This window comes from Homoserinibacter sp. YIM 151385, from assembly GCF_027912415.1.
GTDB lineage: Bacteria > Actinomycetota > Actinomycetes > Actinomycetales > Microbacteriaceae > Schumannella.
This window is the reverse complement of sequence record NZ_CP115175.1, coordinates 506,675-521,851: the sequence shown is the minus strand read 5'-3', so window position 1 is coordinate 521,851 and position 15,177 is coordinate 506,675. Positions and strand designations below refer to the sequence as shown.

14 protein-coding genes and 1 other RNA gene are annotated in these 15,177 nt (G+C 71.8%); 5 read left to right on the top strand and 10 right to left on the bottom strand.

The window, feature by feature from the left end:
* Positions 1-21 precede the first annotated feature (21 nt).
* From OF852_RS02510 to glnA, 4 genes are all read right to left on the bottom strand, one after another.
* Positions 22-1,467 carry a glycosyl hydrolase gene (locus OF852_RS02510; protein WP_271120239.1) on the bottom strand — a complete coding sequence of 482 codons (1,446 nt, stop codon included), beginning with the start codon at positions 1,465-1,467 and terminating at the stop codon, positions 22-24.
* On the bottom strand, positions 1,460-3,040 hold the full coding sequence (locus OF852_RS02505) for a glycosyltransferase family 2 protein (protein ID WP_271120238.1): 1,581 nt from the start codon (positions 3,038-3,040) through the stop codon (positions 1,460-1,462). The genes OF852_RS02510 and OF852_RS02505 overlap by 8 nt, the downstream gene beginning before the upstream one ends.
* A 320-nt stretch (positions 3,041-3,360) precedes the next feature.
* Complete coding sequence (locus OF852_RS02500; RefSeq protein ID WP_271120237.1) at positions 3,361-6,288, bottom strand: bifunctional [glutamine synthetase] adenylyltransferase/[glutamine synthetase]-adenylyl-L-tyrosine phosphorylase; 2,928 nt, start codon at positions 6,286-6,288, stop codon at positions 3,361-3,363.
* Positions 6,289-6,309: 21 nt separating this feature from the next.
* Positions 6,310-7,647: a type I glutamate--ammonia ligase gene (glnA, locus tag OF852_RS02495; protein ID WP_271120236.1), complete on the bottom strand. Its 1,338-nt coding sequence runs from the start codon at positions 7,645-7,647 to the stop codon at positions 6,310-6,312.
* Between the two features lie 35 nt (positions 7,648-7,682).
* Between glnA and OF852_RS02490 the strand changes: the two genes are divergently transcribed.
* The gene (locus OF852_RS02490; RefSeq protein WP_271120235.1) at positions 7,683-8,399 is read left to right on the top strand and encodes a lysoplasmalogenase; all 717 of its coding nucleotides are present in this window, start codon (positions 7,683-7,685) and stop codon (positions 8,397-8,399) included.
* A 9-nt stretch (positions 8,400-8,408) separates the two neighbouring features.
* Positions 8,409-9,224: a 3-methyl-2-oxobutanoate hydroxymethyltransferase gene (gene panB / locus OF852_RS02485; RefSeq protein ID WP_271120234.1), complete on the top strand. Its 816-nt coding sequence runs from the start codon at positions 8,409-8,411 to the stop codon at positions 9,222-9,224.
* Between the two features lie 16 nt (positions 9,225-9,240).
* On the opposite strand, the gene OF852_RS02480 is transcribed toward panB, so the two are convergent.
* A complete protein-coding gene (locus OF852_RS02480; protein ID WP_271120233.1) occupies positions 9,241-9,414 on the bottom strand; it encodes a methionine aminopeptidase in 174 nt (57 codons plus the stop codon).
* A gap of 12 nt (positions 9,415-9,426) precedes the next feature.
* Here OF852_RS02480 and map point away from each other — a divergent pair, with 12 nt between their 5' ends.
* From map to OF852_RS02465, 3 genes are all read left to right on the top strand, one after another.
* Positions 9,427-10,293: a type I methionyl aminopeptidase gene (map, locus tag OF852_RS02475; protein WP_271120232.1), complete on the top strand. Its 867-nt coding sequence runs from the start codon at positions 9,427-9,429 to the stop codon at positions 10,291-10,293.
* A 45-nt stretch (positions 10,294-10,338) separates the two neighbouring features.
* Positions 10,339-11,100: a polyphosphate--glucose phosphotransferase gene (ppgK, locus tag OF852_RS02470; protein ID WP_271120231.1), complete on the top strand. Its 762-nt coding sequence runs from the start codon at positions 10,339-10,341 to the stop codon at positions 11,098-11,100.
* Positions 11,101-11,286: 186 nt separating this feature from the next.
* Complete coding sequence (locus OF852_RS02465; RefSeq protein ID WP_271120230.1) at positions 11,287-11,490, top strand: cold-shock protein; 204 nt, start codon at positions 11,287-11,289, stop codon at positions 11,488-11,490.
* Between the two features lie 82 nt (positions 11,491-11,572).
* Here the strand turns inward: OF852_RS02465 and OF852_RS02460 are convergent, their stop codons facing one another.
* From OF852_RS02460 to OF852_RS02440, 5 genes are all read right to left on the bottom strand, one after another.
* Positions 11,573-12,670 (bottom strand): fatty acid desaturase family protein, encoded by a 1,098-nt coding sequence (locus tag OF852_RS02460; protein ID WP_442908640.1) that lies wholly within the window; start codon positions 12,668-12,670, stop codon positions 11,573-11,575.
* A 100-nt stretch (positions 12,671-12,770) separates the two neighbouring features.
* An RNA gene (gene rnpB, locus OF852_RS02455) (RNase P RNA component class A) lies at positions 12,771-13,141 on the bottom strand.
* Positions 13,142-13,165: 24 nt separating this feature from the next.
* Positions 13,166-13,585: a reverse transcriptase-like protein gene (locus OF852_RS02450; protein ID WP_271120228.1), complete on the bottom strand. Its 420-nt coding sequence runs from the start codon at positions 13,583-13,585 to the stop codon at positions 13,166-13,168.
* The gene (locus OF852_RS02445) at positions 13,582-14,325 is read right to left on the bottom strand and encodes a zinc ribbon domain-containing protein (protein WP_271120227.1); all 744 of its coding nucleotides are present in this window, start codon (positions 14,323-14,325) and stop codon (positions 13,582-13,584) included. The genes OF852_RS02450 and OF852_RS02445 overlap by 4 nt, the downstream gene beginning before the upstream one ends.
* Positions 14,326-14,352: 27 nt before the next feature.
* Positions 14,353-15,174, bottom strand: coding sequence for a Nif3-like dinuclear metal center hexameric protein (locus OF852_RS02440; RefSeq protein WP_271120226.1), 822 nt, complete (start codon positions 15,172-15,174; stop codon positions 14,353-14,355).
* Between the last annotated feature and the right edge of the window lie 3 nt (positions 15,175-15,177).

The window sequence follows — 15,177 nt, the reverse complement described above, 5'->3', positions numbered from 1 at the left end:
TCGTGCCGTTCGCCGTGCCGGTCATCGGGGTGCCCGCCGCTCGAAGCCCGAGCCGCTCGCGAGCAGCCCCTCCTTGAACGCCGCGAGCGAGTCCGCCCGCGAGGTGATGCGCCAGTCGTTGGTCGCGAGCGAGCCCTGCACCGAGCTCGTCACGGTGAGGTTGAACCAGCTGAACCCGATCACGTCCTGGTTCTCCGGCAGCGCGAGGTTCTTGAAGAGCGAGCGGATCCAGTGCGGCTTGCCGCCGCCGATCTCGGAGGCGCCGATCTCCGCCAGGAACACCGGCTTCCGCGCGACCTGCCGCAGCTGGGCGAGGGTCTTCGAGAAGGTCTCCTCGAAGGTGAACTGCGTGCCCTCCGCGTAGGGCGGCCGGAGGTAGCCCGACATCCCGACCCAGTCGACGTACTCGTCGCCCGGGTAGAGGCTGCGCAGATACTCGAGCGACCGCGCCGAGGCGGCGAGCTTGTCGATGCGGTTCGGCGCCCACACCCAGATGACGTAGTCGTTCGCGCCGGCCTTCTCGAAGATGTCGTGGACGTGCCGCCACATCTCGGCGTACTCGCCGGGCGAGTTGCCGTTGACCTGCTCCGACCAGGGGTACCAGTCGCCGTTCATCTCGTGGTTGAGCCGGATGGCGAGCGGGAGGCCGGTCTTCCGGATCGCCTTGGCGTAGCGCGTCAAGTAGGCGTCGAAGTCGCCGTCGATGATCTTCTGCAGACGGTAGGCGGGCTCGTCGACGACGTCGTTCGCCGCCTCGAGGGGCCGAGACTCCCAGGTGAGCAGGGGCAGCATCCCGCGCTGCCAGCTGCGCGTGACCGCATCCGCCCGGAAGTCGCCGTCCCAGCCGCCGAAGTACCCCGCGATGCCCGGCTCCGAGCCGATGCGCCTGGCGGTCGCGTCGAGCTCGGCCCAGTTGTACGGCGACTGCTGGGTGTACATGCCGAACAGGTCCTTCGAGGGCGCGACGAGCGCCGACCGCGGTGGGGCGCTGATGGTCGCGGTGCCGTCGCCGCTCGCGCCGCCTCCCCCGGAACCGCCCTCGCCGCCCGAACCGGATCCGCCCGACCCGGATCCGCCCGCGCCGAGCGCCGCCTCCCGATCCGCGTCGCCCTTCGCGTCCGCCTCGATCCGCCCCTCGAGGCTCCAGATCTGCTGCTGGAGGTCGTCGATGAGGGATTCGGCGCGAACCGAGTCGGCGCCCGAGGCGTCGAGATCGAGCCGCGCGGCCTCGAGCTGCGCCGTGAGCTCGCCCACCTGCGCCTGCAGCTGCTGCTCGCGCGTGTCCTGGCCGGTGACGGCCTGATAGAGCTCGCCGGCCCGCGTGACCGGCGAGATCTCGGGCGAGACCCAGACGGCGGCGCAGGCGACCGCGAGGCCCGTGGTCAGCGCGATCGCACCGATGGCGGTGGCGCGCGCGTTCCGGGTGCTGGACGCCCACCACGCGCGTCCCGAGCTGAAGCTAGACAATGACGATCGCCTCCAATGCGAAGATGCCGATGCCGATGAGGTACGGGATGGCGGCGAGCGGATTGAGCCGACGGCGCCGGGTGCGGCGCCCCACCGGAGCGGCCGGGGCCCGGCGGGCGGTCGGCGCCTCGACCCGCGTCGGGGCCAGACCGGTCAGCACGCCGCCGTGCTCGAGGTCCCCGCGCGGCGAGCGGTCGATGCCGGGGGCGTCCACCGGGGAGACGGGGATGCCGGCGGCATCCGTCGGGAGGGCGACCCGTCCGCCCTGCGTCATGATCACCTGCGCGCCCTGCGCCGCCGCGGCCTCGAGCTCCGCATCCTGGCTGCCGCCGGCGTAGGCGCCCGCCCGGGTCCCCCACCCGCTCGCATGGGCGAGGCGGAAGAAGCCGATCAGTCGCACCGGCATGAGGAAGAGCGTCGAGACGATGATGAACACGGGGAGCCGGAAGAAGTCGCTCGGCTTCTCGGCGAGGTGCCGGAGCTGGCGGATCGCCATGCTCAGCACGGACGACACGACCATGAGCCCGAGCACCCAGACGATGCCGGAGCCGACCCCGTACTCGCGCAGGATCCCCTCGTAGAGATTGATCCCCTGACCCGTGACCGTGCGGTACAGCCAGCCGAGGATGACCCCGTAGAGCAGGAAGGGCAGGACGATGTCCATGATGAAGAACACCGCGAGCACGGGGGCGTGACCCAGCATCCACGGCAGCATCCGAAGCGTGTTGTACTGGCTGCCGCGTGCCCAGCGCAGCTGCTGCTTGAAGAGCTTGCGGACCTGGAGCGGCGCATCCGTGTAGACGAGGCTCGTGTGCTGGTAGACCGTGCGGTAGCCGGCCTTCAGCGTGAGATTCGTGAGGGTCCGATCGTCGGAGACCTCGAGGAACACGCCGAGGAAGCGGGCCGTCATGAAGTCGTGCATGACCCGCATGAGGATCGAGCGACGGAAGGCGATCGTCCTGCCGGGCAGGCAGCCGACCTGCCCCAGGACGCTCTGCGCGGGCATCGAGTAGAGCGAGCGCGTGTTCTCCAGCCAGTCCGCCCAGCGCGTGATCCAGCTCCGTTCCGGCTCCAGGATGCGCTGGCGGGTCGTCACGCCGCCGATGCTCGGGTCGGCGAAGGGCCGCACGAGCTCCGGGAGCGTGCCCTCCGTCCAGACGGTGTCCGAGTCGACGAGCACCGTGATCTCGCCGCGCGAGAGCTCCGTCCCGATCTTCACGGCGTTGCGCTTGCCGGGGATGGGCGTGTGCACCCAGCGGACCAGCGGCGCGTACTCCTCGCAGACCGCGACGAGTCCCGGGTTCGGCGCCCCGTTGATGACGACGATGATCTCGTCGGGACGCTGCTCGACCATCCGGCCGATCACGTCGCGGAAGAGGTCGAGCGGCTCGTCGACCACCGGGACGACGACGCTCGTGGATCCGGAGAACTCGCCCGTGAAGGGCCGGTAGCGGCTCGACAGCAGCACCTTGAGCAGCCAGAGGCCCCAGATGAGGGCCGAGTACACGGCGAAGAGGTAGAGCTCCGGATGCCCCTCGAGCATGTGCCGGAGCTGAAGCAGGAAGATGAACACGCCGTGCCCCCCTGGTCGTCGGTCGTGGTGCTTCCGCGTCCTCGGGGAAACCTGTGGGTGATGCGTCCTGATCATGGAGGGTGATCGGCGGGTGACACAAGACCGGTCGGTCTCCCCCCGCTCGGGTGCCGGTCGGGGGACAGCGTGGCGAGGTCCGCGAAAGGGCGGACCGCGGCATCCGCCCCTCGAGGCCCGTCCAGACGGGGCGAGCGCGCGATGCGGGAGCCGGTCGACGACGACGGGGTACGCCGCGAGACGGGCCGCGGATCTCATCAGGATGAGAGCATCCTCAGACGGCGTCCCGGGCGTGTCGCGCCCCGCTAAGGGGTCTCGCGCGGCCCGTAGAAGCGCCGCTCGAAGACCTTCCGCGCCTGCCGGGTGACGCGGAGGTAGTCCTCCTCGAGCCGGCTCGCGGAGCCCGGCGGGTACTCCATGAGCCGTGCCGCGGCCTCGAGCGCCTGCCGCTCGACGGGCAGCGAGTCGGCCGTCTTCGCGGTCGCGAGCGTCACCGCCGAGCGCGCCCGGCTCGCGATGATCCAGGCGTCGCGGAGCCGGGAGGCCTCGGACGCCGGGAGCAGGCCCGCCTCGACGACCGCCTCGAGCGCCTCGAGCGTCGAGGTGGTGCGAAGCGCGGGAATGTCGGCGGCGTGCTGGAGCTGCAGCAGCTGGACGAGCCACTCCACGTCGCTGAGGGACCCGCGGCCGAGCTTGAGGTGGCGCGCGGGATCGGCGCCGCGCGGCAGCCGCTCCGACTCCACCCGCGCCTTGATGCGCTTCACCTCGCGGACCGCCTCCGGCGACGCCGACGCCGGGTAGCGGATCCCGTCGGCCATCTGCAGGAACGCCTCGGTCAGCGCCTCCTCCCCCGCGACGCCGGAGGCCCGGAGCAGCGCCTGCGCCTCCCAGGTCAGCGACCAGCGCGCGTAGTAGGCGCGGTAGGACTCGAGCGAGCGGACCACGGGCCCGTTCTTGCCCTCGGGGCGCAGATCGACGTCGAGGTCGAGCGGCAGCCGCAGGTCCTCGGTGAGCCGCACGAGCTGCTTCACGATGCGCTCGGCCGCGCGCTGGGCGTCCTCCGGCTCCGCACCGCTCGGGCGGTAGACGTAGAGGATGTCGGCGTCGCTCCCGAAGCCGAGCTCGCGGCCGCCGAAGCGGCCCATCGCGATGATGCCGAACTCGAGACCCTCCTCGCCGCGTCGGGCGAGGTCGAGCATGCCGCGGAGCAGGGCGGTCGAGATCGCGCTGAGCCCGTGCCCGATCGCCTCGATGCCGGTGAGCCCGAGGATGCCGCCCAGCGCGACCCGGAGCGTCTCGCGTCGGCGTGCGGTCCGCAGCGCCGCCGCCGCGGACTCCACATCGTCGCCGTGCCGCTGCAGGATCGCGCGGCCCTCCTGCTCGAGCACCTCGAGCGGCCGCGGCGCGAGCTCGGCGTCGTTCTCGAGCCACCCGGCCGCCTCCGGGATCCGCTCGAGGAGCGCGCCGACGAAGCGCGAGCTCGACAGCACCTGGGTGAGGCGCTCGGCCGCGCCCGAGCTGTCCCGGAGCATCCGGAGGAACCAGTGCGTCTCCCCGAGGTCGTCGCTGAGCCGTCGGAAGGCGAGGAGGCCCGCGTCCGGGTCGGCGCCCTCCGAGAGCCACCGGAGCATGACGGGCAGCAGCGTCCGCTGGATGGCGGCGCGACGTGAGACGCCGCCCGTGAGCGCGGCGATGTGACGCAGCGCCCCGGCCGGATCGCGGTAGCCGATCGCCTGGAGCCGCGCCTGGGCCTGGGCGCTCGTGAGGACGGCGCCCTCGTCCGGGAGCGCCGCGACCGCCGTGAGGAGCGGGCGGTAGAACAGCCGTTCGTGGAGGCTGCGCACCGCCGAGCGGACGCGCTGCCAGGCGGCCGTGAGCTCGTCGGCCGTCGCCGCGAGGCCGCTCGCCCGCGCGAGCGCGCGGCGGGCGTATTCCTCGCGCGGCATGAGGTGCGTCCGGCGCAGCCGGGAGAGCTGGATGCGGTGCTCGAGCACGCGGAGGAAGCGGTAGTCGGCGGTGAACTCCGCGGCCTCCGCGCGGCCGATGTAGCCCTGCTCCGCGAGCGCCGTGAGCGCCGCGAGCGAGGAGCGCTGGCGCACGAGCGGATCCGACTGGCCGTGCACGAGCTGCAGGAGCTGCACCGTGAACTCGATGTCGCGCAGCCCGCCGGGACCGAGCTTCAGCTGGACGTCGACCTCCTCAGCCGGGATGTGGGCCGTGACGCGCTCCCGCATCCGCTGCACCGACTCCACGAACTGCGCGCGCGAGGCGACCGACCAGACGGAGGTCGACACGCCCTGCACATAGCGCTCGCCCAGCTCGAGGTCGCCCGCCATGGCGCGGGCCTTGAGCAGGGCCTGGAACTCCCACTCCTTCGCCCAGCGCTCGTAATAGGCGAGGTGGGAGTCGAGGGTGCGCACGAGCGCGCCGTCCTTGCCCTCGGGGCGCAGGTTCGCATCCACCTCCCACAGCCCGGGCTCGACGGCGAGCTCGTCGACCGCCTTCGCCGCGTCGATCGCGAGCCGCGTGCCGATCTGCACGGCGCGGTCGTCATCGATGCCGTCGCCCTCGACCACGTAGATCACGTCGACGTCGCTCAGGTAGTTGAGCTCGCGGGCACCGGCCTTGCCCATGCCGATGACCGCGAGGCGCACCCGCGCGACATCCGCGGCCGGGAACGCGCTGGCGCGGCGGGCGATGCCGATCGCGGCATCCAGTGCGGCCCCGGCGAGATCCGCGAGGCCGGCGGCGACGCGGTCGAGCACGGCCGCGGCGTCGCGGGCCTCGAGATCCCAGGCGGCGAGCCGGAGCAGCTGGCGCCGGTAGGCGACGCGCATCGCGACCCAGGCGGCCTCGCCGCGCAGCTCGCCGACCGCCTCCTCGAGGAGCGCGAGCGACTCGGCCTGATCGAGCGGACGCACGAGCGGCGCCTCGAGCGCATCCAGCGCGCCCGGTCGGCGCAGCAGGAAGTCGGCGAGCCCCTCGGAGGCGCCGAGGATGCGGATCAGCCGGTCGCCGGTGCGCTCGTCGTCGAGCAGCCGTCTCGTGACGGGGCCCGCCTCCGCGTGCTCGAGGAGGCGGAGCAGCAGCCGGAGCGCCTGATCGGGGTCGGCGGCCGCGGCGAAGCGGGGCGCGATCCCCTCGGGCGCCTCGGCGAGCCGTGCCGAGGCGCGCTCCAGGTCGGAGAACCCGAGCCTCGCGAGCTCGGTCAGGGTCGAGCTCGACCGCGACATCCTCGTCCCCGCCGCGCGGCGCTAGAGCGCCTCGAGGCTGGACTCCAGCTCGAAGGCCGTGACCTGCGAGCGGTAGGCCGACCACTCCTGGCGCTTGTTGCGCAGCACGTAGTTGAAGACGTGCTCGCCGAGCGTCTCGGCGACGAGCTCGCTCTCCTCCATGAGCCGGAGGGCGCGGTCGAGGCCGGCGGGCAGCGGCTCGTAGCCGAGCGCGCGGCGCTCGGCGTCGGACATGTTCCAGACGTCGCCGTCGGCCTCGGCGGGGAGCTCGTAGCCCTCCTGGATGCCCTTGAGACCCGCGGAGAGCATGAGCGCGAACGCGAGGTAGGGATTCGCGGCCGAGTCGATCGCGCGGTACTCGACGCGCGCGCTCTGCCCCTTGTTCGGCTTGTAGAGCGGCACGCGCACGAGCGCAGAGCGGTTGTTGTGACCCCAGGTGACGTAGCTCGGCGCCTCGTCGCCGCCCCAGAGCCGCTTGTAGGAGTTCACGAACTGGTTCGTGACGGCCGTGATCTCGGGCGCGTGGCGGAGGAGGCCGGCGACGAACTGCCGCCCGATCTTCGAGAGCTGGTACTGCCCGGCCGCGTCGTAGAAGGCGTTCGCGTCGCCCTCGAAGAGCGACATGTGCGTGTGCATCCCCGAGCCCGGCTGCCCCGAGATCGGCTTCGGCATGAACGTCGCGTAGACGCCCTGCTCGATCGCGACCTCCTTGACGACCGTGCGGAAGGTCATGATGTTGTCGGCCATCGTGAGCGCGTCCGCATAGCGGAGGTCGATCTCGTTCTGACCCGGGCCCGCCTCGTGGTGGCTGAACTCGACCGAGATGCCGAGATCCTCGAGCATCCGCACGCTGCGCCGACGGAAGTCGTGCGCCGTGCCGCCGGGCACGTTGTCGAAGTACCCGGCCGAGTCGACCGGCACCGGCCGGCCGTCCTCGAGCTTCGAGGACTTGAGCAGGTAGAACTCGATCTCGGGATGCGTGTAGAAGGTGAAGCCGTGCTCGGCCGCCTTCGCGAGCGAGCGCTTGAGGACGTTGCGCGGATCGGCCACGGAGGGCTGCCCGTCCGGCGTCGTGATGTCGCAGAACATCCGCGCCGTCGGGTCGATCTCGCCGCGCCACGGCAGGATCTGGAAGGTCGAGGGGTCGGGCTGCGCGAGCACGTCCGCCTCGTAGGAGCGGGTGAGGCCCTCGATCGCCGAGCCGTCGAAGCCGAGGCCCTCCGCGAACGCGCCCTCCACCTCCGCGGGGGCGATGGCGACGCTCTTGAGCGTGCCCACGACATCGGTGAACCAGAGGCGGATGAACTTGACTCCGCGCTCCTCGATCGTGCGGAGGACGAAGTCCCGCTGCTTGTCCATCTGACCCCTCTCGGCTCGGTCACTAGGCTAGCGGCATGGCCCGACTCCGACCGGCACCGGCACCCCGCGGTCGCCTCTGGACGGTCCTCTCGGTGGCGCCCTTCGCGGTCGTCGCCGCCCTCCACCTCGCCTCGAAGCTCACCGAGGCGACCGGGCTCGACCTCCTCACGAAGCCCCTGCTCATGCCGACGCTCGCGCTCGCCTTCCTGCTGCTCGGGCGGGGGCTCGCGCGGCAGACGCAGGCGCTCATGCTCGGCGGGCTGCTCTTCTCCTGGATCGGCGACATCACCGTCGAGAGCATCGTCGTCGGGCTCTCGTTCTTCCTCCTCGCGCACCTCTGCTACATCTGGCTCTTCCTGGCGACCTTCGACCGGCCGTACTCGTGGTGGAGCCTCATCGCCGTCCCCTGGTTCGCGGCACTCGTCCTGGCGCTCGCCCCCGCGCTCGGATCGTTCTTCGCGCCGGTGCTCGTCTACGGCCTCGTGCTCGGCTTCATGGCGGCGGCCTCCACCCGCGCCAACCTCGTGACGGCGCTCGGCGGCGCGCTCTTCCTCGCGAGCGACAGCCTCCTCGCCTTCCGGCTGTTCACGCCGGCGCTCCAGTCGAGCGGCGAGGACTTCCTCATCATGCTCCTCTACATCGCCTCCCAGCTGCTGCTCGTCGTCGGCGTCCTGAACCGGGATGCGGCCGGAATCCCCGGCAACGGCCGGGGTGCGAGCCGCCTGGCGAGGGAGCACGCGGCGCGCGGCTAGGCTGACGGCATGTCAGACGGAGTGGTCAAGCGCGTCCGAACCCGGCACTTCCAGAACGCGAAGCGCGACGGCATCAAGATCACGGGGCTCACGAGCTACGACCAGCTCACCGCCGCGATCTTCGACCAGGCCGGGATCGACTTCCTGCTCGTCGGCGACTCCGCCGGCAACAACGTCTTCGGCTACGACACGACGCTCCCGGTCACGATCGACGAGCTCATCCCGCTCACGCGATCGGTCGCGAACGCGGTCAAGCGCGCCTTCGTCGTCGCCGACATGCCGTTCGGCTCGTACGAGACCGGGCCGGACGAGGCGCTGCACACGGCCTTCCGCTTCATGAAGGAGACGCGCGCCCACGCGGTCAAGCTCGAGGGGGGCGTCCGCAGCGCCGAGCAGATCCGGCGCATCGTCTCGGCCGGCATCCCCGTCATGGCCCACATCGGCTTCACCCCGCAGAGCGAGCACGGCCTCGGCGGGCACGTCATCCAGGGCCGCGGCGACCGGGTCGAGCAGCTCATCGCCGATGCGCGCGCGGTGGAGGACGCGGGCGCCTTCGCGGTCGTGCTCGAGATGGTGCCCGCGGAGGCGGCCGCGAAGGTCACCGAGCTGCTCGAGATCCCGACGATCAGCGTCGGCGCCGGGCCGCACTGCGACGGCCAGCTCCTCGTCTGGACCGACTGGGCGGGCCTCACGACGGGCCGCATCCCGAAGTTCGTGAAGCAGTACGCCGATCTCGCCGGGATCCTCGGGGAGGCCGCGCGCACCTGGACGGCGGACGTCGCCTCGGGTGCGTACCCCGGCCCCGAGCACAGCTACGACGACTGACCCGAGTCCTCGACGCTCAGCGCTCGTCGCCCTCCTCGGCGGCCCACTGGCGGGCCCGCTCCTTCGCGATCTCGGGCGCCCTCGCGGCCGCCTCGCGCGAGTCGAAGGGGCCGTCGCGATCCGATCCGAGCGACTGCGCGCCCTCCTCGACCTCGCCGGTCCTGTGGTTGTACCACCACTGCGTCGTCATAGGCTTGACCCTATGCCTCGGGACCAGCACGGACACCTCGCTCCCGGCCTCCTCACACCGCGGCGCGAGGTCCCGACGCGAATCCCGCGGCCCGAGTACGTCGGCCGGCCGGGGCCGGCGCGCTACACCGGCGACGACCGCTACACACCGGACGAGGTCGAGCGGATCCGCGCCTCGGGCCGCATCGCCGCGACCGCCCTGGACGCCGCCGCCGAGGCCATCCGGCCCGGCGTCACGACGGACGAGCTCGACCGCATCGTCCACGAGGTCGTCGTCGCCCACGACGCCTACCCCTCGACGCTCGGCTACCGCGGCTACCCGAAGTCGAGCTGCACCTCGATCAACGAGGTCATCTGCCACGGGATCCCCGATGACACCGTGCTCGAGGAGGGCGACCTCATCAACCTCGACGTCACCGCCTTCAAGGACGGCATGCACGGCGACCTCAACGCGACCTTCGTCGTCGGGGACGCAGCGCGCGAGACGGTCGATCTCGTCGAGCGGACCCGGGAGGCGCTGAACCGCGGCATCAAGGCGGTCGCGCCCGGTCGGCAGGTCAATGTGATCGGCCGCGCGATCGAGAGCTACGCGAAGCGCTTCGGCTACGGCGTCGTGCGCGACTACACGGGGCACGGGGTCGGCACCGCCTTCCACTCGGGGCTCGTGATCCCCCACTACGACGCCGCGCCGGCGCACGACCAGATCATGGAGCCCGGCATGGTGTTCACGATCGAGCCGATGCTGACGCTCGGCGGGACCGAGTGGGACCTCTGGGACGACGACTGGACGGTCACGACCCGCGACCGCAGCCTGACCGCGCAGTTCGAGCACACGCTCGTCGTCACGGAGCGCGGCGCCGAGATCCTCACGCTGCGCTGAGGGCGCACGGCGGGCGGATCGCCGGAGTAAGGGAGACTGGAGCACATGACGGACCTCGCGATCGGCATCGACATCGGCGGCACGGGCATCAAGGGGGCGGTCGTCGACCTCGCGACGGGCGAGCTCGCGACCGACCGCATCAAGCGCTCGACGCCCGAGGGCGGGAAGCCCGACGACATCGTGGAGGTGGTGGTGGAGCTCGTCGACGCGCTCGCCGGCGAGCACCGCGACGCGCCGGTCGGCGTCTGCTTCCCCGCGATCGTGCTCGACGGCCGGACCATGTCGGCGGCGAACGTCGACGACGCCTGGATCGGGCTCGAGGCGGAGGCGCTCTTCGAGAAGGCGCTCGGCCGCGACATCCACTTCGTCAACGACGCGGATGCCGCCGGCGTCGCGGAGCTGCGCTACGGCGCCGCGAAGGGGCGCGAGGGGCTCGTGCTCATGACGACGCTCGGCACCGGTATCGGCTCCGCCCTCATCAACCGGGGCGTCCTGGTGCCGAACACCGAGCTCGGCCACCTCGAGGTCGACGGCAAGGACGCCGAGAAGCGCGCCGCGTACATCCAGAAGGAGCGGCACGAGTGGAGCTGGGAGCAGTGGGCGAAGCGCCTCCAGCGGTACTACTCCCACCTCGAGCTCCTCTTCTCCCCCGACCTCTTCGTCGTCGGGGGCGGTGTGTCGAAGCATCATGAGGAGTTCCTGCCGCTGCTCGACCTGCGGACGCCCATCATCCCGGCGACCCTGCGCAACAACGCCGGCATCCTCGGCGCCGCCGCGCTGGCGGTGAAACCGGCCCCCGTCGCGTGAACTCCCCGTGAAACACGGGACATGCGACCGCCGCTCGTGTTAGCGTGACCACGTTGTTGTGTTGCGCAAGTGCATGTGAGGCGCCGAGGCCGTCGGTCGAGGCGCCCGAGTGAGTCTGCGGTATCAAGGCACCTCGACACGCGTCCTCGATGGCCGGGGATGCACAGCATGTGAAGGAAAGACAACATGGCGACTGGCGTCGTGAAGTGGTTCAACGCGGAGAAGGGCTTCGGCTTCATCTCCCCCGACGAGGGCGGCAAGGACGTGTTCGCGCACTACTCCGCCATCGAGTCGAGCGGCTACCGCTCGCTCGAGGAGGCGCAGCGCGTCGAGTTCGACGTGGCGCAGGGCCCCAAGGGCCTCCAGGCGGAGAACATCCGCCCGCTCTGATCCGCGAGTGATCGCGAGGGGGCCCGCAGCCGATCGGCTGCGGGCCCCCTTTCGCGTGTGCGGGAACGCCTCGACGCCCGGCTCACGCCCTCCGATAGCGGTTCACGAGCGGGCAGTCGAAGGGGTCGCGCGCCGAGAGGCCGACCCGATTGAGGTAGGCGATGACGGCCCGGTAGGACTCGAGCAGCGTGGCCTCGGTGTACGGGATCCCCTGCACGGCGCAGTGCTCGCGCACGATCTCCCGCGCCCTGGCGAGGGCGGGCCGGGGCATGCTCGGGAACAGGTGGTGCTCGACCTGGTGGTTGAGCCCGCCGAAGGCGAGCGTCATGCCCCAGCCGCCGCGGATGTTGCGGGAGGTGAGCACCTGCTTGCGGAGGAAGTCCATGCGCGTGCCGGCCGGGATGATCGCCATCCCCTTGTGGTTGGGGGCGAAGGACGCGCCCATGTAGATCCCGAACACCGCCAGCTGCACGCCGAGGAAGGCGAAGGCCATGCCGACCGGGAGCGTGAGGAACAGCACCGCGAGGTACGCGAGGATCCGCGTCGCGACGAGCGAGATCTCGAGCGCCCGGCCGTCGATCCGCTCCCGTCCGAACAGCGTGCCCATCGACCGGACGTGGAGGTTGATCCCCTCGAAGGCGAGCAGCGGGAAGAACAGGTAACCCTGCCTGCGCGTCAGGAGCGCGCGGAGACGCCCTGCGGACGCCGCATCCTCTTCGAGGAACGAGATCGTGTCGAGCTCGATGTCCGGGTCGCGGCCGACCATGTTCGGGTTGGCGTGATGCCGCGTGTGCTTCGTCATCCACCACGAGTAGCTGATCCCGACGACGCCGGCGGCGAGGATGCGGCCCGCGCGGTCGTTCGCGCGGCCCGACTCGAAGACCTGGCGGTGCGAGGCCTCGTGCGCGAGGAACGCGAACTGCGTGAAGACGATGCCGAGCGCCCCCGCGATGAGCAGCTGGAACCAGGAGTGCCCGAGGAGCACGTAGCCCGCGACGCAGCCGCCGAGCGCGAGGACGAGGACGCCGAGCACGATCGCGTAGAAGCCGCGCCGGCGGCGCAGCAGCCCGGCCTCGCGGACGGTCGCGAGCAGCGCCGAGAAGGTGCTCACCGGGTTTCCCTCGCCTGCCCTGCGAGGAGCGGTGGTGCGGATGGGGCCGAGCGCGGTGGGGTTGGTCACATGAGCCTTCGGGTGTCGGGATCGACTTCCCAGCCGGCGTGGTCGAGCGGACGCTCGCAGATGCCTTGAGCGTACCTCCCGCACCTGAGTGCGGCGGGTGTGAACGGGCCGGCCGATACGCCGGGTTCTGTACGGCTCGCGCCGTGACGGTCATCTCTCTCGGCGACACGTTGCCGTGCCGCTCCAGCGGCCTACCCGACACCTCGGCGAGCAGCCTCGGCGGCGTCTGTCTGGCCTTGCTCCGGGCGAGGTTTACCCAGCGAGCCCGATCACTCGGGCCCCTGGTGGTCTCTTACACCACCGTTTCACCCTTACCCCGCCCTCCGAGGAGGACGTGGCGGTCTGCTCTCTGTTGCACTTGCTCGCGGATTGCTCCGGGTGGGTGTTGCCCACCGCCCTGCTCTGCGGAGCCCGGACGTTCCTCGGCGCCGCCGCACGAGGCGACGACGACGCGACCGTCTGGCCGACCCGTTCGGGAACAGGATAGCGCCGCGCTCAGCGGTCGAAGGAATCCCGCCGGTCCATGGCCTCGTTCGCGAGCTTGTCGGCACGCGAGTTCTCGAGCCGCGGGATCCATTCGAAGCGCACGTCGACGCCCGTGAGGAGGTCGCGGGCCTCGCTCGCGAGCACCTTCATGTCCGCGTGCTTGATCTTCCACCGGCCGCTCATCTGCTCGACGACGAGCTTGGAGTCCATGCGGATGCGGAGGCTGGCACCCGGCACGATCTCGAGCGCGCGCGCGATGCCGGCGATCATGCCCCGGTACTCGGCGACGTTGTTCGTCGCCACGCCGACGTAGCGGCCGATCTCGGCGAGCACCTCGCCCGTCGCCGCCTCGACGACGATCGCCCCGCTCCCGGCCTGGCCGGGGTTGCCGCGGGAGCCGCCGTCGGCCTCGATGATGAGCTCGGTCACAGGCCCGACTCCGCGGTGCGGATGAGGACGGCGTTGGAGTCGGGGCACAGGATGACGTCGTCCGGTGCGGCGCGTCGCACGCTCGCGAGGTCGGAGGCCGTGAGGCTCACGCCGCTCGCGCTCGTGACGCCGCCCCGGAGGTGCGAGGCGCCGAGCCCGTAGCGCGCCCGCTGCTTCTCGTACAGCGCCAGGAGCTCGGCGGGCACGCGTCCGGCGATCGTCTCGCGGTCGCGCTCGGCGGCCGTGCGGTCCTCGCCGATCGTGCCGAGGGCCGCATCCCGCGAGGTGCGGGCGGCGACGACCTCGTCCTCGAGCGAACGCAGCCCGACCCGGGTCTCCTCGAGCGCGGCCTCGCGCAGCTCGGCCACCTCCATGACCTGCAGCTCGATGTCCTCGAGGTCCGAGCGCCGGCGCGCGAGCGCCTGCAGCTCCTGCTCGAGCGCCTGGATGTCCTTCACGGAGGAGCTCTGCTCCAGACGCCGCCGGTCGCGTGCGATGCGCGCCTCGACGACCGCGACATCCCCCTCGACCCGTCCGAGCTCCGCCTTGGCGTCCTCCCACTCCCCCGTGCGCTCGGCGAGGGTGCGGGTCAGCTCGTCGCGGCGGGTCGAGAGCTGCTCCAGCGCCGCGGTCTCGGGCAGCCGGGCGGCGCGGTTGGCGAGCTGCTGGAGTCGCGTGTCGAGCTCCTGCACCTCGAGGAGGAGCGCCTGATCGGCCGGGTCGGCCTTGAGGAGGGGCATGGTCAAATCCTTTCGGGTGGTGCGGCGCTACTGCGTGACCGCGAAGTCCCACGGGTCGGTGCGGAGCTCGCTGACCGTGACGTCGAGCTCGGGGAGCTCGGCTCGCAGCTCGGCCGCCGCGACCTCGAGCCAGAGCCATTCGGCGGCCCAGTGCGAGGTGTCGAGGAGCATCAGGCGCTCGGCGATGCGGCCGAGCTCGCGCGCCTCCGAGGCCGGGTGGTGGCGGAGGTCGCTGGTGATGTACACGTCGGCACCCTGCACGAGCGGGTGGCCGAGGAGCGAGTCGCCCGCGCCCGCGCAGACCGCGACACGACGCACGGGCGCATCCCACTCGCCGGCGCCGCGGATCCCGGTCGCCGTGGGCGGCAGGATCTCGGCGAGGCGCTGTGCGAGGTGGCCGAGCGTGGTGGCCTCGGCCAGCTCGCCGACCCGGCCGATGCCGAGGCCGCCGTCGCGCGCGATCGGCTCGATCGGCTCGGCATCCCGGAGGCCGATGCGCTCGGCGAGGATCGCGGAGGTGCCCGAGGCGACGACGTCGGCGTTCGTGTGCGCCGCGATGAGCGCCACGCCGCCGCGGATCAGCCGCGCGATCGCGGCGCCCTTCGCGGTCGACTCGGGCAGCGCGGTCACGCCCCGGAGCAGGAGCGGGTGGTGGACGAGCAGCGCCTGCGCCCCCGCCCCGACCGCCTCGTCGACGGTCTCGACGACCGCGTCGACCGCGAGATGGATGTGGCGGACGATCGCGTGCGGATCGCCCGAGAGCAGGCCGGGGGCATCCCAGGAGGCGGTGCCGTCGGGCGGCCAGAGCCGCTCGACGACGGCGTTGAGCTCAGCGACGGTCGTAGGCACGAG